We start from the raw sequence: 15627 nt of genomic DNA, 5'->3' as shown, positions 1-15627 counted from the left end.
CAGGCAGGGGCAGTTACGGCATCGCGTGGACGAACGCACCCTCGTTCAGGGCGAACTGGTTGCCGTTCTTGGCGTCCCAGGCGGTCGACCAGGTCATCACGCCGCCGATCGACGGCCAGAGGGTGGTCGGCTTGTAGGTACCGCAGTTGGTGCCCTTGGCGATGCAGTTGAGGGCGTTCTCGACCACGCTCGGCGCGACATAGCCGCTGCCCGCCGCGCTGGACGAGGCCGGGACGCCGATGCCGACCTGGGCGGGCTTGAGCCCGGCCTGGATGGCGGTGCAGACCATCGAGGTGATGAAGTCCACGGTGCCCTGGCTGTAGACGCCGCCGTCACAGCCGTTCATCGAACCCGAGTTGTAGTACTGGGTGTTGACGATCGTCAGCACGTCCTTGACGGCCAGTGCGGTCGCCAGGTAGTCCGAGCCGGCGCTCAGCATGTCGATGGTCTGCGGGGCCATGGTGAGCACGAAGCCGGAGCCGGCCTTGCTCGCCAGGGAGTGCAGGGCCTGCGCCATGTAGGTCGGATTGAGGCCGTTCTCCAGGTCGATGTCGACCCCGTCGAAGCCGTAGGTCTGCATCAGCGCGTAGGCGCTGTTGGCGAAGTTGGTCGCGGCGGCGGAGCTGGCGACGCTGATGGTGCCGTTCTGGCCGCCGACCGAGATGACCACCTTCTTGCCCGCGGCGTGCTTGGCGGCGATGTCGGCCTTGAACTGGGCGTCGGTGTAACCGCCGAGCTTGCTCTGCAGGGTCGGGTCGAGCGAGAAGGTGATGCCGCCGGTGCTGCTCGGGTCGGCGGTGGCGAAGGACACCGCGATGATGTCGTAGGCCGAGTTGACGTCGCTGATCTTCTGGTCGGTCGCGCCGTTGTCGAAGTCCTGCCAGTAGCCGGTGACCAGGTGCTTCCCGGTCGTCGGCGGCGTGGTCGTGGGCGGCGCGGTGGTCGGCGGCGCGGTCGTCGGCGGAGCCGTGGTGGGGGGCGCGGTGGTGGGCGGGGCGGTGGTCGGCGGGGCCGTCGTCGGCGGCGCGGTGGTGGGGGGTGCGGTGGTCGCACCGGCCGCGCCGCTCAGCGTCACGTCGTCGGCGTTGTAGGCGCCCTGGCCGTACCAGCCGTGCAGGTAGATGGTCACGCTGGTGGTCGACGCACCGGTCTTGAAGGTGGTGCTGAGCTGGTTCCAGGAGCTGCTGTTGGACCAGGTGCTGACGTCCGTGGTCCCGTCCCCGCTGGTGCCCAGGTAGACGTAGGGGCCCTGGACCCAGGAGCTGAGCGAGTACGAGGAGTTGGGCTGCACACTGATGGTCTGGGTGCACTGCGCGGTGTCGCCGCTGGTGGGGGCCGCGGAGAGGGCGTGGGTGCCGGAGTGGACCGGGCTGGAGACCACGGACGCGGTGCCGGCGCTACAGCTCCAGTTGGAGAGCGTGCCGGTCTCGAAGCCGGGGTTCGCCACCAGGTTGACGGTGTCGGCGCTGGCGCCACCGGTGAAGGCGGCCAGTCCGGCGACGCCGAGACCGATGACGGTGGCACAGGCGGTGACTGCGCCGATGGCGCGGCGAGGGGAAGCCATGGATTTCTGTCCTCAATGTGGGGGAGGGGAAGACAGCAGATGACGCTTGACCCACAAGTTGGACTAGACCAGTAGCCGTGTCAAGAGCACCCGTCGGCTCTTAAGGTCCCGTTAAAACAACCCCCACCAGGCACGTTGATCGCCAAAATGGTACAGACCGCACATGGAAGGGATCTTCCACATGCGGTCTGTACCAATCGAATGCGAAATCAGCCCTCGCTGGAGGCCGACCAGATGTTGATGTCCGCCTCGGTGGCGTAGCGGTCGATCTCGGCCAGTTCCGAGTCCGTCAGCTCCGGTCCCTGCAGCGCGGCCACATTCGTTTCGAGCTGGGTCACCGACGAGGCGCCGATCAGCGCGGAGGTCATCCGCGGGTCGCGCAGCAGCCAGCTCAGCGCCAGTTGGGCCAGCGACTGGCCGCGCTTGGCGGCGATGTCGTTCAGCGCCCGCAGCTTGAACAGGGTCTGCTCGTTGATCGCCGCGGGGTCCAGCGACTTGCCCTGGGCCGCCCGGGAGTCGGCCGGAATGCCGTTCAGGTAGCGGTCGGTGAGCAGCCCCTGCGCCAGCGGCGCGAAGCCGATGCAGCCGGCCCCCTCCGCCTCCAGCACGTCCAGCAGGCCGTCCTCCTCGGTCCAGCGGTTCAGCATGGAGTAGGAGGGCTGGTGGATCAGCAGCGGCACCCCGAGGTCGCGCAGGATCGCGGATGCCTTGAGGGTGTTCTCCGCGCTGTACGAGGAGATGCCGGCGTAGAGCGCCTTGCCCTGGCGGACGGCGGTCGCCAGCGCGCCCATCGTCTCCTCCAGCGGGGTGTCCGGGTCGAAGCGGTGCGAGTAGAAGATGTCGACGTAGTCCAGGCCCATCCGCTGCAGCGACTGGTCCAGGCTCGCGGTCAGGTACTTGCGCGAGCCCCACTCGCCGTACGGGCCCGGCCACATGTCGTACCCGGCCTTGGTGGAGATGACCAGCTCGTCCCGGTACGGGCGGAAGTCCGCCGCCAGGTGCCGGCCGAAGTTGGCCTCCGCCGCCCCGTACTGGGGGCCGTAGTTGTTGGCCAGGTCGAAGTGGGTGATGCCGAGGTCGAAGGCGCGGCGCAGGATCGCCCGCTGCGTCGCGAACGGCTTGTCGTCGCCGAAGTTGTGCCACAGGCCGAGCGAGATCTCGGGCAGCTTCAGACCGCTGCGGCCGGTCCTGCGGTAGGCCATCGATCCAGCGTTGGAAAGCGGTTCATAGCGGGTCTCGGCAGCCCGGTACGGAGCTGGGATCATCGGGGTGACGCCTCTCGTGCGAACAACAGGTGGGTGATTTTGTCAGCTGGTTGAACAATAGTCCCGCGGTGCTCCCGGATGTAGGACGTCCTCCGTGTCCGGAGTAGGGTGACCACCCCGGGGGCGAGCAGTGGAGGGGCTACAAAAACCATGGATCTGGGCAGGGTGATCCGCCGCGCGCCGGTGCTCCGGCAGCTGACCTACGGCCTGTACGGGCGACGCGTCGAGGCGCACCTCGACCACGCCCATGTCCCGCGCCACGTCGGCGTGATGCTCGACGGGAACCGCCGCTGGGCCAGAGCCGCCGGCATGTCCACCGTGGACGGCCACCAGAGCGGCGCGGACAAGATCCCCGACTTCCTCGGCTGGTGCGAGGAGGTGGGCGTCGAGGTGGTCACCCTGTGGATGCTGTCCACCGACAACCTCAGCCGCCCCAAGGAGGAACTGCTCCCGCTGCTCGGCATCATCGAGGAGGCGGTCCGCGACCTGGCCGCCCCCGGCAGCAACTGGAAGGTGCACCCGGTCGGCGCGCTGGACCTGCTGCCCGAGCAGCTCGCCGCCGTGCTCAAGGACGCCGAGCAGGCCACCGCGGAGCACACCGGCGTCCTGGTCAACGTCGCGGTGGGCTACGGCGGCCGGCACGAGATCGCCGAGGCGGTCCGCAAGCTGCTGCAGGAGCAGGCCGCGCTGGGCACCTCGGTGGAGCAACTGGCCGAGATGATCGACGTCGAGCACATCGCCCGGCACCTCTACACCAGCGGCCAGCCCGATCCGGACCTGGTCATCCGCACCTCGGGCGAGCAGCGGCTGTCCGGCTTCCTGCTCTGGCAGAGCGCGCACTCCGAGTTCTACTTCTGCGAGGCCTACTGGCCCGCCTTCCGCAAGGTCGACTTCCTCCGCGCGCTGCGCGACTACGCCGCCCGCAACCGCCGCTACGGCGGTTGAACAGCTGGTGACGTTGACGCGTCAGTTCGTTTCTGTTGGCATGGGTTCGTTACCACGGGGGAATAACCGACGCAGACCGTGAGCTCGGCCACTCGGGGCCCGAGGGATCGGTGAGCCGCGGATGACAGCAGGTCGTCCGCCCGGGAGGCTTCGTGGTCAGTTCCAAGAGCCGCCGGAGTTTGCATGACCGGCGCACGTACGTCCTCGACACCAGCGTCCTGCTGGCCGACCCGAACGCGATGACCCGCTTCGAGGAGCACGAAGTCGTACTCCCCGTGGTGGTGGTCACCGAACTGGAGGCCAAGCGGCACCATCCGGAGCTCGGTTACTTCGCCCGGCAGGCGCTGCGCCTGCTGGACGACTTCCGGGTCAGGTACGGCAGGCTCGACGCCCCGATTCCGGTGGGCGACGTGGGCGGCACGATCCGGGTCGAGCTGAACCACACCGATCCTTCCGTTCTCCCGGCCGGCTACCGGCTCGGGGACAGCGACAGCCGGATCCTGGCGGTCGCCCGCAATCTGCAGGCCGAGGGCTACGACGTCACCGTCGTCTCCAAGGACCTGCCGATGCGGGTGAAGGCCAGCTCGGTGGGCCTGCTCGCGGAGGAGTACCGCGCCGAACTCGCCATCACCTCCGGCTGGACCGGGATGACGGAGCTCGCCATCGGCGGCGAACAGGTGGACGCCCTCTTCGGGGCCGAGCGCAGCGAGACCGTCGACATCCCCGAGGTCGGGGACCTGCCGGTGCACACCGGCCTGGTGCTGACCTCGGAGCGCGGCAAGGCCCTGGGACGGGTCACCGCGGACGGCCGGGTGCGCCTGGTGCGCGGGGACCGCGAGGTCTTCGGCCTCCGCGGACGCAGCGCGGAGCAGCGCATCGCGCTGGACCTGCTGCAGGATCCGGACATCGGAATCGTCTCCATGGGCGGCCGGGCCGGCACCGGGAAGTCCGCGCTGGCGCTGTGCGCCGGCCTGGACGCGGTGCTGGAGCGCCGGCAGCACCGCAAGGTGATGGTCTTCCGGCCGCTGTACGCGGTGGGCGGGCAGGATCTGGGATACCTGCCGGGTTCCGAGTCGGACAAGATGAGCCCCTGGGCCCAGGCGGTCTTCGACACCCTGTCCGCGGTGACCACACCGGATGTGATCGAGGAGGTGCTCTCCCGGGGCATGCTCGAGGTGCTGCCGCTGACCCACATCAGGGGGCGCTCGCTGCACGACGCCTTTGTGATCGTGGACGAGGCGCAGTCGCTGGAACGCAATGTGCTGCTGACGGTCCTGTCCCGGATCGGCCAGGGCTCGCGGGTGGTGCTCACCCACGACGTGGCGCAGCGGGACAACCTGCGGGTGGGCCGGTACGACGGGGTGGTCGCGGTGGTGGAGAAGCTGAAGGGCCATCCGCTGTTCGCGCACATCACGCTGAACCGCTCCGAGCGCTCGCCGATCGCGGCGCTGGTCACCGAGCTGCTGGAGGACATCCAGCTCTGACGGAGACCGCTGTACGAAGAGTGCCGCCGCCCCTGGAGCCAGGGGCGGCGGCACTCTTTTGGCAAAGTTGCCCGATCGTAACCATGGGCTCAGCCGTCCCACAGGGGATCCGCAGAACTTTTCGCCCCATCCGCCATGTGAGTTTCGACACGTTAGTAAGAATTGCGTCGGCGGGGCCGGGTCGGGCATGGTGTGGGTTCTGTCAGGCCCCGCTTGCGGTATGACTGGGCATCTGTTTGACGGTCAGTCCGCAAGCCGCCCGAGCACCATGGCGCCCCGGCATCCCCGGGACGCTCCGGGCCCGTGTCTCCCGTGACCAGTTCAGGGGGAGGCCAGCGTCAGGGGCGGAGTTCGCCCGTCCGGTCACCACGCGGGCGACGCTGGAAGGAAACCGTGTGAACCGGATCTCGGTACGGGGTGTGGCCGTGGCCTCAGCCACCGCCGTCACTGCCGTCGGAGCTGTGGTGGGGGTTGCCAGCGGCAGCGCCGCCCAGCCGACCACCCAGGTCGCCGACGCGGCAGGATCCACCCTTCTCGCCGACATCCCGTCCGGCGACGGCGCCCAGACGGTCGTCGACAACCTGGCCCGCCAGGCCGACGCGCAGCAGGCTGACGCCGACGCCGCCGCGCAGAAGGCCGCCGACCAGGCCGCCCGGATCAAGGCCGCGAACGCGGCCAAGGCCAAGGCGGACGCGGACAAGGCAGCCAAGGCCGCCGCGCAGGCCCACGCCGACGCGCTGGCGGCCAGTCGCGCCGCGGCCCGCGCCACGCTGACCAAGAACTTCAGCCCGGGCTCGGTCCAGGCGATGGCGCTGGCCATAGTGGGCCAGGCCCAGTACCAGTGCTTCAGCAACATCGTCACCCGTGAGAGCGGCTGGAACTACACCGCGACCAACCCCAGCTCGGGTGCGTACGGCCTGGTCCAGGCACTGCCGGGGGACAAGATGGCCTCGGCCGGCGCGGACTGGCGGACCAACCCGGAGACCCAGATCAAATGGGGTCTGACCTACATGAACTCCCGCTACGGCAGCCCCTGCGGCGCGTGGAGCTACTGGCAGGTACACCACTCGTACTGAGCCCGGAACGGCTTGAGGACAAGTTGAAGCCCCCGATCCCTGTCCGATCGGGGGCTTCGTGTACTTCTCCCACGGAACCGGCCGCTGTGTGCGTGGCGGCCTCGGACTGGTCGTCCCCCGGTCCGCCCGGGGCTAAACCCATATCGTCGAAAATGACCGGATTTTCCGATATTCGTCCGATCTGGCTTCTCCGCCGCCGTCCCCGGCCCCGGTGGGGCGCCCCTGGCCCCGCCGCCCGCACCGGGTAGCGTTCTCAGCGCACGCACATGGGGTGGGAAGGGGCGGGGAGCAGCGATGGAGCCAGCCGGCAGGGGAGCACGGCCGCGCGCGGCGCTGGCCTCGGTCGTGGCACGGGTCGGCGCGCGGCTGGAACGCCGCCGCCGCGAGGCCGAGCACGCCGTCCAGGCCGCCGAGCACCGCAACGACCCGCCGCCGCTCCCGAACGGCCGCCCGCTGCCGCCCGGGATGCCGCTGGACGGGACGGCGGGCGAGAGCCCGGCCTTCCCGGCCCGGTCGAGCAGCCCGGTCGAGGCGGTGCCGTGGAGCCTGCGGGTCACCGCCGAGATCGTCTGGCGGCTGCTCATCGTCGGCGCCGGCCTGTACGTCCTGTTCCAGGTGGTGCAGACGCTGCGGATCGTCGCGCTGGCCTTCATCGCCGCGCTGCTGATAAGCGCACTGCTGCAGCCCACCGTGGCCTGGCTGCGCCGGCACGGGGTGCCCAGGGCGCTGGCGGCGGTGATCACCTTCCTCAGCGGGCTGATCGGCATCGGCCTGGTCGGCTGGTTCGTCGGCTGGCAGGTCAGCACCAATCTGAACCAGGTCACCGACCACATCCAGACCGCGATCACCCAGATCCGGAACTGGCTGACGCACGGTCCGATGCACCTGACGGACAAGCAGATCAACCAGTTCGCGCAGACCCTGTCCAAGGCGGTCGGCAACAACAGCGACCAGATCACCTCCTACGGCTTCTCCACGGTCAGCATCGTCATAGAAATCCTGACCGGGGTGTTCCTGGCGGCGTTCTGCACCTTCTTCCTGATCTACGACGGCGAGCGGATCTGGAGCTGGGTGCTCCGGCTGTTCCCGCCGCCGGCCCGGCTGGCCATGGCCGGGGCCGGCCCGCGGGCCTGGTCCACGCTCACCGCGTACGTCCGCGGGACGGTGCTGGTGGCCTTCATCGACTCGGTCTCCATCGGCATCGGCATCTACCTGCTGGGGGTGCCGCTGGCGGTGCCGATCTCGGTGCTGATCTTCCTCGGGGCGTTCGTCCCGCTGGTCGGCGCCCTGGTCACCGGGACCATTGCGGTGCTGATCGGCCTGGTCACCCATGGCGTCTTCACCGCGCTGATGGTGCTGGTGGTGCTGCTGGTGGTGCAGCAGATCGAGGGCCATCTGCTGCAGCCGCTGATCCTGGGCCGCGCGGTCCGGGTGCACCCGATCGCGGTGGTGCTCTCGGTGACCGTCGGCTCGGTGGTCGGCGGCATCGGCGGGGCGGTCGTCGCGGTCCCGCTGGTCGCGGTGACCAACAGCACCATCGGCTACCTCAAGGCCCGCCAGCACGCCGGCGAGGACGTCAGGGCGGCGCTGCTGGCCGCCCAGCAGCACCCGGCCGCGCCGGTCCAGCCGCAGCCGGGCGTGCCGGAGCCCCCGCCGGGTTCCGCTTCCGGCGGGGGCTCCGCGAACGCGCAGGACTGAGCGGCAGGAGCGGCCTCAGCCCTGGATCCGGCCCTCGGCCTCCAGGGTGACGCCGACGGCCTGGACCACGGCGGCGATCCGGATCGCGGCCTGGACCACCTCCCGGTCCACCCCGGCCTTGCGCAGCACCTGCTCGTGCGAGTCCAGGCACTGGCCGCAGCCGTTGACCGCGGAGACCGCGAGGCACCACAGCTCGTAGTCGACCTTGTCCACGCCGGGGTTGCCGATGACGTTCATCCGCAGCCCGGCCCGCAGCGTCCCGTACTCCTTGTCGGAGAGCAGGTGCAGGGTCCGGTAGTAGACGTTGTTCATCGCCATCATCGCGGCGGCGGACTTCGCGGCGGTGTACGCCTCGGGGCTCAGCTCCGCCTTGGCCTGCGGCTCCAGCTCGGTCAGCACCCGCTCGCTGCGCGAGGCGATGGCGCAGGCCAGCACCGTGCCCCAGAGCTGCTGCGGCGGGAGGTCGGAGTTGCCGATCACCGAGCCGAGGTTGAGCTTCAGGTCCTTGGCGTAGTCGGGCAGGGCGGCCTTGAGTTCGTCGAGGGCCATACCGTCACTCACCGGCCAGCAGGGCCACCGGGTCGAGCGTGCTCTCGCCCTTGGTCCAGTTGCACGGGCACAGCTCGTCGGTCTGCAGCGCGTCGAGGACCCGCAGGACCTCCTTGGGGTTACGGCCGACGGAGCCCGCGGTCACCATGGTGAACTGGATCTCATTGTTGGGGTCCACGATGAACACGGCGCGCTGGGCGGTGCCGTCCTCGGCCTCGACGCCGCAGTCGCGCATCAGCTCGTGCTTGATGTCGGCCAGCATCGGGAAGGGCAGGTCGCGCAGGTCCTTGTGGTCCTTGCGCCAGGCGTGGTGCACGTACTCGGAGTCGCCGGAGACGCCCAGGATCTGCGCGTCGCGGTCGGCGAACTCCTCGTTCAGCTTGCCGAACGCGGCGATCTCGGTGGGGCAGACAAAGGTGAAGTCCATCGGCCAGAAGAAGACGATCCGCCACTTGCCCTCGTAGGACTTGTGGTTGACCGGGGCGAACGCCTTGTCCGGGTCGAGGTCGACGCAGGCGTTGAGGTCGTAGTCGGGGAACTTGTCACCGATGGTGAGCACGTTCGCTCCTTCGTGGCTGAGGGGAGAGGGTTTCGTCCGTGTTGCGCGGGGTTCGCCCGCCCACGGTCAAGATCCACGGTGACACAGCGCGCACTGATCAGAGAAATAGCTACACTCGGATCCGTTGATTGGAGTCGGCTATCAGTAAGACCCGCCTGCCCTCACTGTCCCAGCTCCGGGCCTTCGCCGCGGTGGCCGAGTACCGGCACTTCAGGGATGCCGCGGCGGCCATCGGGATGAGCCAGCCCGCCCTGTCCGGCGCCGTCGCCGCGCTGGAGGAGGCGCTGGACGCGCAGTTGGTCGAGCGGACCACCCGGAAGGTCATCATCACCCCGCTGGGGGAGCGCGTGGCCCAGCACGCGCGCGGGGTGCTCTCCGGGCTGCACGCCCTCACCGACGAGGTCGAGGCCTCCCGGCGGCCCTTCACCGGGCCGCTGCACCTCGGCGTGATCCCCACCGTCGCCCCGTACCTGCTGCCGGTGGTGTTCCGGCTGGTCCGCGACCGCTACCCGGAGCTGGAGCTCAACGTCCACGAGGAGCGCACCCCGCAGCTGCTGGACGGCCTCGGCTCCGGGCGGCTGGACGTGCTGCTGCTGGCCCTCCCCGGCGGCCGGGGGACGGCCGACATCCCGCTCTACGATGAGGACTTCGTCCTGGTCACCCCGCCGGACCACCCGCTCGCCGGACGCGCCGACGTGCCCCGCGACATGCTGCTGGACCTGGAGGTCCTGCTGCTGGAGGAGGGGCACTGCCTTCGCGACCAGGTGCTCGACCTCTGCCGCGAGGTCCCCGGCGGGACCCGGGCGGCGGGCCTGCCCACCCTGGTCCAGCTGGTGGCCGGCGGCCTCGGCGTCACCCTGCTCCCGGCCACCGCGCTCGACGTCGAGACCAGCCGCTCGCCCCAGCTCGCCGTCGCCCGCTTCGCCGCCCCCGCCCCCGGCCGCCGGATCGGCCTCAGCCACCGCCCCGCCTCCGCCCGCACCCCCGAGTACCACCGCCTCGCCACGGCCCTCCGCGAGGCGCTGCGGCCCTTGCCGGTGCGGATCACTGACTAGAGTGGGGCCCCACCGGGGTTGGACCGCACCGACCGTTGAGGAGGGGCCGGCCGTGTACATCTCCAGGATTGAGATCTCCGGCGTCAAGGGCTTCTCCGGCGCGCGCAGCGTGGACCTCGACCTCACCCGCCCGGACGGTTCGTACGCCGGGTGGACGGTGCTGGCGGGGCGCAACGGCTCGGGCAAGACCAGTCTGCTGCGGGCGACCGCGGTCGGGCTCGGCCTGGCCCGACCGGCCGACCTGGCCGGCTGGTCGTCGGCCAGGAACGCCTCGGTCTCGGTGTCGCTGAAGCTCAGCGGGGACGAGGCGGGGAGCCTGCTCGGCGGCCGGGAGGGGATCGCCGACCCCGCCCAGGAGCCGCTGTTCCCCGGTGCTCCGCTGCTGGTGGCCTCCTGCACCTGGAAGCGGGTGATCAACAGGCGGTCCAGGGCCGTGCACCGCCGTCCGTCGTGGACCGCCGCGTGGCACCAGGCCTCGACCGCCGGGGCGGGCGGACTCCGGGTGGACCTGCCGGAGCCGGACTCCGAGATCGAGGAACTGCCGCCGGTCATCGCGGTGGGGGCCTTCCGCAGGCTCGGCCATGAGCTCGGGCGCGGATCGGGCGGCGGCAGCAGCGCGGTCGAGAGCCTCTTCAACGAGGACGCCACCCTGACCGACGGGGTGGGCTGGCTGATCGAGCAGCACCACCGCAAGCTCACCGGCGACGAGCAGGCCGGCCGGATGCTGGACGCGGTGCTCGCCCTGCTCGGGGACGGGCTGCTGCCCGACGACTACGAGGTGGACCGGGTCGACGCCGACGGGCCCTGGGTGGTCCGTTCCGGTCGGCAGTTCTCGCTGTGGGAGCTGAGCGACGGGTTCCGGTCGGCGGTGGCGCTGGTCGTCCACATCCTGTGGAAGCTCGCGACCCATCCGTACGGCGAGCCGCTGACCACGAGCAGCGTCCACGGCCGGGTCGAGGTGTCCGCCCCCGGCGTCGTCCTGATCGACGAGGTGGACGCCCATCTGCACGTCAGCTGGCAGCAGCGGATCGGGGGATGGCTGAAGACCCGCTTCCCGAACGTCCAGTTCATCGTCACCACGCACAGCCCCTACATCTGCCAGGCCGCGGATCCCGGCGGCCTGGTCCGGCTCGCCGGGCCCGACGAGGAGGCCGCGCCGGAGGTCGTCTCCGAGGACCTGTACCGGCGGGTGGTCTACGGCAGCGGCGACGACGCGGTGCTGTCGGAGCTGTTCGGCCTGGAGAGCCCGTACTCGGACGACGCGCAGGCGAGTCGGCGCCGGATCGGCGACCTGGAGGGGCGGGTGCTGGAGGGGAACGCGACCGCCGCCGAACTCGCGGAGTACGAGGCGCTGAGCCAGAAGCTCAACAGCTCGCTCAGCGCCCGGGTGGACGAGGTGGCCGCCCGACTGGCGCGATCCGAGTGATCCCGCTGCAGCGGCCCAGCCTGGACCAGGCCGTGGAGCGCCGGCTCGCGGCACGCACGGCCACCCTGGTCCGCGACGGCGCCACCACCGCGCGGGCCCGTCAGGAGTGGTCCAGCGCGGCCGGGATACGGCGGCAGCTCCGGGCCGCACTGGAGGCGATGGCCCCCGGCGTCCAGCGCTGCATGTACTGCGGCGACGGCCAGGGCTCCTCGATCGACCACTTCGAGCCGCTGGCGCGCGACCCGCTGAAGGCCTTCGCCTGGGTGAACCACCTGCTGGCCTGTACCCACTGCAACAGCAACCACAAGCGGGACCGCTTCCCGGTGGACGCGGACGGCCACTGCCTGCTGGTCGACCCGACCAGCGAGGACCCGGCCGAGCACCTGCGACTGGTGCTCGGCACGGGGGAGTACCGGCACCGAACGGCCAAGGGGGAGGCGACCATTGACGTCTTCGGCCTGGGCCGCCCGGAGCTGGAGCGCGGACGGGCCGCGGCGTTCGTCCGCTGCCGGTCGATGCTCCGCGACCTGCACAGCCTGACCGGGCCCGGGGCCGGTGCCGGGGACGCCGCGGAGGCAGCCGCGGTGGCGGCCTCGCTGCGGGTCCAGCCGTTCGCGGACGTGCTGCACGCCATGCGCGCCACCATGGACTCGCCCGGGGCGGCGATCGTGATCGGGCAGCGGGAGTTGGAGAGCCTCCGAACGCTTTCCGGCCGCTCCGGCTAGGGTGCGGCCATGAGCAACCTGGAGACGGAGCCGCAGGCGCGGGTGTGCGGCGGGCGCGAGGACGTGTCGGCGCGGCCGGTGCACGAGCTGCTGACGCCGAAACTGGTGCCGCTCGGCACGAGCACCGTGGTGCGGCGGCTGCTGCCGAACCTGGGCCGGCGGATGGTCGGGGCCTGGTGCTTCGTCGACCACTACGGCCCCGACGACATCGAGCGGTCGCCGGGGATGCAGGTCGCCCCGCATCCGCACACCGGTCTGCAGACCGTCAGCTGGCTGCACGACGGCGAGGTCACCCACCGGGACAGCCTCGGCAGCCTGGCCACGGTACGGCCGCGCGAGCTGGGGCTGATGACGGCGGGTCGGGCCATCGCCCACGCCGAGCAGTCGCCGCTGGAGCACGGCCCGAAGCTGCACGGCGCGCAGCTGTGGGTCGCGCTCCCCGGCGCGGACCGGCACACCGAGCCGCACTTCGAGCACCACCCCGAGCTGCCGGAAGTCACCGCCCCCGGCCTGCACGCGACCGTGATCATGGGCGAGCTGGACGGCGCCCGCTCCCCGGGCCGCGCCTACTCCCCGCTGGTCGGCGCCGACCTGACCCTGGCCGCCGGCTCCTCGGCCCGGCTCCCGCTCGACCCCGACTTCGAGTACGCGGTGCTCTCCATGTCCGGCGACGCCGAGGTGGACGGGGTCCCGGTCGAGCGCGGCTCGATGCTCTACCTGGGCTGCGGGCGCCGCGAGTTGCCGCTGCGGGCCGGGGTCGACAGCAGCCTGCTGCTGCTCGGCGGCGAGCCGTTCGAGGAGAAGATCGTGATGTGGTGGAACTTCGTGGCCCGCACCGGTGAGGAGATCGGGCAGGCCCGCGAGGAGTGGATGAACGGCGACCGCTTCGGCACCGTCCACGGGTACGACGGGCCGTCGATCCCCGCTCCCACACTGCCGACCGCGCCCCTGAAGGCCCGGGGAAGGACCCGCTGAGCTGCAGGTATTGTGCGGGGCCCCAAAGGGAAGCGCGCGGCGCTGCACGGTGACGGGAATCCCGTCCAGGGCTCTCTGATGTGCTTGGATTGCTTCGCCCTGCGTGGGTGGTCGATTGTCAGGGAGCAGCAAGGTGTGACCTGGCGTGCCAGAACGAATGCTGACTCAATGCTGACTTTTCTGATTGGTCATCAGAAAAAGCTGATGGCCCATCAGCCTGCATGTACTCGCGTTCGAGTTTGACGTCAACGGTAGTGGCCAGCGGTCGCACCCGCTGGCCGGCCCTCGCTTTGGATCGGGCCGTAGGCACCTACCTGGCCGACCAGCACCGCACCGCCGGGGGGGCCGCCACGACCGGGCGACGGCGTGTCATGGCCGTCGACGGCACGGCGCTCAAGGGCTCGGCCCGGCTCACCGCAACACGCTGGCACCTGCTCTCCATCGTCACCCGCGGCCTCGTAATCACCCTCGCCCTGGCCGAGGTCGGCACGAAGGCCAACGAGACAACGCACTTCCGGCCGCTCCTGATGCCGCTGCACCTGACCGGCGCCGTGGTCACCTTCGACGCCCTGCACTCGATCAAGGCGAACATCTCCTGGCTGGTCCAAGACAAGAAGGCCTACTACATCGCCGTGATCAAGACCAACCAGCCGACCGCCCACCACCAGTTCGCAGCCCTGCCCTGGCACGACATCGACGTCCAGTACACCGCCTCGGGCACCGGACACGGCCGCCGGGAGGCCTGGACGACGTGCGGGAAGTCCAGGTCCAGGTCGGTGACGGTCAGCACCCGCAGCGACCGGGTCTCGCGGCGCCCGTGCCCGTGTTCGCGGTCGTAGCGGGCCCGGACCCGCTGCCAGTGCAGGGCCCGCAGGGCGGCATGCAGCCGGGGCTGGTTGCCTTTGACCAGCAGCAGATAGTGGGCGTCTCGGTCCTCGACGAGGTGGTGGGCGTGGTCGCGCTGGGTGTGCACGGCGTCGGCGGTCACCGTCACTCCCGTGAGGTCGAACGGGGCGAGCAGGTACCGGAAGGCTGTGACCTCGTTGGTCTTGGCCGGGACGCGTAACTGGGTGACGGTCCGGCCCGTGGCGGTGACGGCAGCCAGGAGGTGGGCGGCCGGGGTGGTGTGGGTCCGTGAGCCGCGTGCGGTCTTGCCGTCCACCGCGATGGTGTCGGTGCCGGTCGGGTCGGTTCCGAGCAGGTCCGCCAGTCCGCCGTGGCAGATCGCGAGCAGGACCCGGCGGACCGTGGAGGTCGAGGGCGGGGTGCGGACCCCGAGCACGCCGTGCGGGCGCAACCCGAGGCGGGCGAGGGTGTGCTGGGGTGCGTGGCGGGCCCACTGACCGATCGCGAGATAGGAGCGGGCGCCGGCCAGGACCGCGCACGCGGCGGTCAGCAGCACAGCGGCCAGCGGATGCCGGCGTCCCCGCCGGTCACGCGGGTCAGGCAAGGCAGACAACCGGTCGGTGATGCACGGGAGTTCACGCTCGGCGCGGCCGGGCGACTTGATCAGGCAGACGGTGGCAGACTGACGGCACATCGGAGTTCCGGGACACGGGCGACTTGGCAGGTCACCCCGTCAACCGGAGCTCCGTTGCTTACGTGACGGCCGACACGACTCCACGCCCCCGACCTGCACGTTCACCCATGGCCAGGACTTTGAATCAGCCCTGCCTCGACGCCCACCAGACCAGCCCCGCCGACCTGGCCACAGACATCCGCGGCCACTCGGGAGTAGAAAACTCCCCACACCACATCACCATCGTCAGATACTTTCGCAGGGCTCAGCGTGATCGGCATCGGTGCCCTGTTTGAAGATCGCCTTCCCAGTAGTAGATCTGAATACATAGAATGGGATTCTTTGTCAATTGTCGATTTGCTTGATCCAGAACGCGATCCGCTTCGTCTTCGCCGGTTCCGAGAAATCAAGTGCGCCACCATCGGCGAAAAGAAGACGTCCCGTGGGAAGGCGCGGGCCCACTGGCGAACTGATGGCACTAGCCTTCGAGAACCAAGTAGTCCCGCCTGTTCGCTGGAGGTCGACCTCCAACGTGATGGTTTCAAATGAGAGCAAGAGGTTTTGATTCTCAATCGCGATGCCCTTGAGGCGTTTGCCAACGAAAGCAGCAGGGTCGACGAGTGTTTTCAAGCTATTGATCCCGAATACTCGAAACTCTGCTACCGTCTGCCCGATGGCATTTTCTGCGATCACGGGGACTGAATCTCCGACCCCGCTGGCCTTAACAACACTCTGAGCCTGTCGCACCATCTCTGCTCTCCTGTATTCTGACCATGGTCATTGTCTT

The 15627-nt window shown here is 70.0% G+C and carries 14 protein-coding genes; 8 read left to right on the top strand and 6 right to left on the bottom strand.

The annotated features are described in order from the left end of the window. Positions 1 to 13: 13 nt before the first annotated feature. Positions 14 to 1564 carry a chitinase gene (locus ACEZDG_RS26595; protein ID WP_380513912.1) on the bottom strand — a complete coding sequence of 517 codons (1551 nt, stop codon included), beginning with the start codon at positions 1562 to 1564 and terminating at the stop codon, positions 14 to 16. A 209-nt stretch (positions 1565 to 1773) separates the two neighbouring features. After that, positions 1774 to 2829, bottom strand: coding sequence for an L-glyceraldehyde 3-phosphate reductase (mgrA, locus tag ACEZDG_RS26590; RefSeq protein WP_380513910.1), 1056 nt, complete (start codon positions 2827 to 2829; stop codon positions 1774 to 1776). A gap of 150 nt (positions 2830 to 2979) precedes the next feature. Between mgrA and ACEZDG_RS26585 the strand changes: the two genes are divergently transcribed. The 4 genes from ACEZDG_RS26585 (at position 2980) to ACEZDG_RS26570 (ending at position 8032) form a co-directional block, all read left to right on the top strand. Further along, the gene (locus tag ACEZDG_RS26585) at positions 2980 to 3774 is read left to right on the top strand and encodes an isoprenyl transferase (protein WP_380513908.1); all 795 of its coding nucleotides are present in this window, start codon (positions 2980 to 2982) and stop codon (positions 3772 to 3774) included. A 152-nt stretch (positions 3775 to 3926) separates the two neighbouring features. Further along, positions 3927 to 5258: a PhoH family protein gene (locus ACEZDG_RS26580; protein WP_380513906.1), complete on the top strand. Its 1332-nt coding sequence runs from the start codon at positions 3927 to 3929 to the stop codon at positions 5256 to 5258. A gap of 395 nt (positions 5259 to 5653) precedes the next feature. Then, positions 5654 to 6334, top strand: coding sequence for an aggregation-promoting factor C-terminal-like domain-containing protein (locus tag ACEZDG_RS26575; RefSeq protein WP_380513904.1), 681 nt, complete (start codon positions 5654 to 5656; stop codon positions 6332 to 6334). Positions 6335 to 6628: 294 nt separating this feature from the next. After that, positions 6629 to 8032, top strand: a complete 1404-nt coding sequence (locus ACEZDG_RS26570) for an AI-2E family transporter (RefSeq protein WP_380513902.1) — start codon at positions 6629 to 6631, stop codon at positions 8030 to 8032. Between the two features lie 15 nt (positions 8033 to 8047). Here ACEZDG_RS26570 and ACEZDG_RS26565 read toward each other — a convergent pair whose 3' ends face one another. Both ACEZDG_RS26565 and ACEZDG_RS26560 read right to left on the bottom strand, forming a co-directional pair. Then, positions 8048 to 8581, bottom strand: coding sequence for an alkyl hydroperoxide reductase (locus tag ACEZDG_RS26565; protein WP_380513900.1), 534 nt, complete (start codon positions 8579 to 8581; stop codon positions 8048 to 8050). A gap of 4 nt (positions 8582 to 8585) precedes the next feature. Further along, positions 8586 to 9140, bottom strand: a complete 555-nt coding sequence (locus ACEZDG_RS26560; RefSeq protein WP_380513898.1) for a peroxiredoxin — start codon at positions 9138 to 9140, stop codon at positions 8586 to 8588. A gap of 128 nt (positions 9141 to 9268) precedes the next feature. Here ACEZDG_RS26560 and ACEZDG_RS26555 point away from each other — a divergent pair, with 128 nt between their 5' ends. From ACEZDG_RS26555 to ACEZDG_RS26540, 4 genes are read left to right on the top strand one after another with little or no spacing between them, the layout of a single operon-like run. Beyond that, the gene (locus tag ACEZDG_RS26555) at positions 9269 to 10195 is read left to right on the top strand and encodes a hydrogen peroxide-inducible genes activator (RefSeq protein WP_380513896.1); all 927 of its coding nucleotides are present in this window, start codon (positions 9269 to 9271) and stop codon (positions 10193 to 10195) included. A gap of 52 nt (positions 10196 to 10247) precedes the next feature. Then, positions 10248 to 11621: an AAA family ATPase gene (locus ACEZDG_RS26550; RefSeq protein WP_380513894.1), complete on the top strand. Its 1374-nt coding sequence runs from the start codon at positions 10248 to 10250 to the stop codon at positions 11619 to 11621. After that, on the top strand, positions 11618 to 12346 hold the full coding sequence (locus ACEZDG_RS26545) for an HNH endonuclease (protein WP_380513892.1): 729 nt from the start codon (positions 11618 to 11620) through the stop codon (positions 12344 to 12346). The genes ACEZDG_RS26550 and ACEZDG_RS26545 overlap by 4 nt, the downstream gene beginning before the upstream one ends. Before the next feature lie 9 nt (positions 12347 to 12355). Next, on the top strand, positions 12356 to 13321 hold the full coding sequence (locus ACEZDG_RS26540; RefSeq protein WP_380513890.1) for a pirin family protein: 966 nt from the start codon (positions 12356 to 12358) through the stop codon (positions 13319 to 13321). Positions 13322 to 13943: 622 nt separating this feature from the next. Here the strand turns inward: ACEZDG_RS26540 and ACEZDG_RS26535 are convergent. Beyond that, positions 13944 to 14861 carry an ISAs1 family transposase gene (locus tag ACEZDG_RS26535; RefSeq protein ID WP_449341738.1) on the bottom strand — a complete coding sequence of 306 codons (918 nt, stop codon included), beginning with the start codon at positions 14859 to 14861 and terminating at the stop codon, positions 13944 to 13946. A 324-nt stretch (positions 14862 to 15185) separates the two neighbouring features. Then, positions 15186 to 15533, bottom strand: a complete 348-nt coding sequence (locus ACEZDG_RS26530) for a hypothetical protein (RefSeq protein WP_380513886.1) — start codon at positions 15531 to 15533, stop codon at positions 15186 to 15188. Between the last annotated feature and the right edge of the window lie 94 nt (positions 15534 to 15627).

Origin of the sequence: Streptacidiphilus alkalitolerans (assembly GCF_042511045.1) — a bacterium.
Classification (GTDB): Bacteria; Actinomycetota; Actinomycetes; order Streptomycetales; family Streptomycetaceae; genus Streptacidiphilus; species Streptacidiphilus alkalitolerans.
The sequence above is the reverse complement of the archived record's forward strand: the minus strand, read 5'-3'. Positions and strand labels throughout refer to the sequence as shown.

Coding starts and splice junctions, on each gene's coding strand:
- ACEZDG_RS26595 (WP_380513912.1), bottom strand. CDS start 1,564: ATGGCTTCCCCTCGCCGCGCCATCGGCGCAGTCACCGCCTGTGCCACC.
- mgrA (WP_380513910.1), bottom strand. CDS start 2,829: ATGATCCCAGCTCCGTACCGGGCTGCCGAGACCCGCTATGAACCGCTT.
- ACEZDG_RS26585 (WP_380513908.1), top strand. CDS start 2,980: ATGGATCTGGGCAGGGTGATCCGCCGCGCGCCGGTGCTCCGGCAGCTG.
- ACEZDG_RS26570 (WP_380513902.1), top strand. CDS start 6,629: ATGGAGCCAGCCGGCAGGGGAGCACGGCCGCGCGCGGCGCTGGCCTCG.
- ACEZDG_RS26565 (WP_380513900.1), bottom strand. CDS start 8,581: ATGGCCCTCGACGAACTCAAGGCCGCCCTGCCCGACTACGCCAAGGAC.
- ACEZDG_RS26540 (WP_380513890.1), top strand. CDS start 12,356: ATGAGCAACCTGGAGACGGAGCCGCAGGCGCGGGTGTGCGGCGGGCGC.
- ACEZDG_RS26535 (WP_449341738.1), bottom strand. CDS start 14,861: ATGTGCCGTCAGTCTGCCACCGTCTGCCTGATCAAGTCGCCCGGCCGC.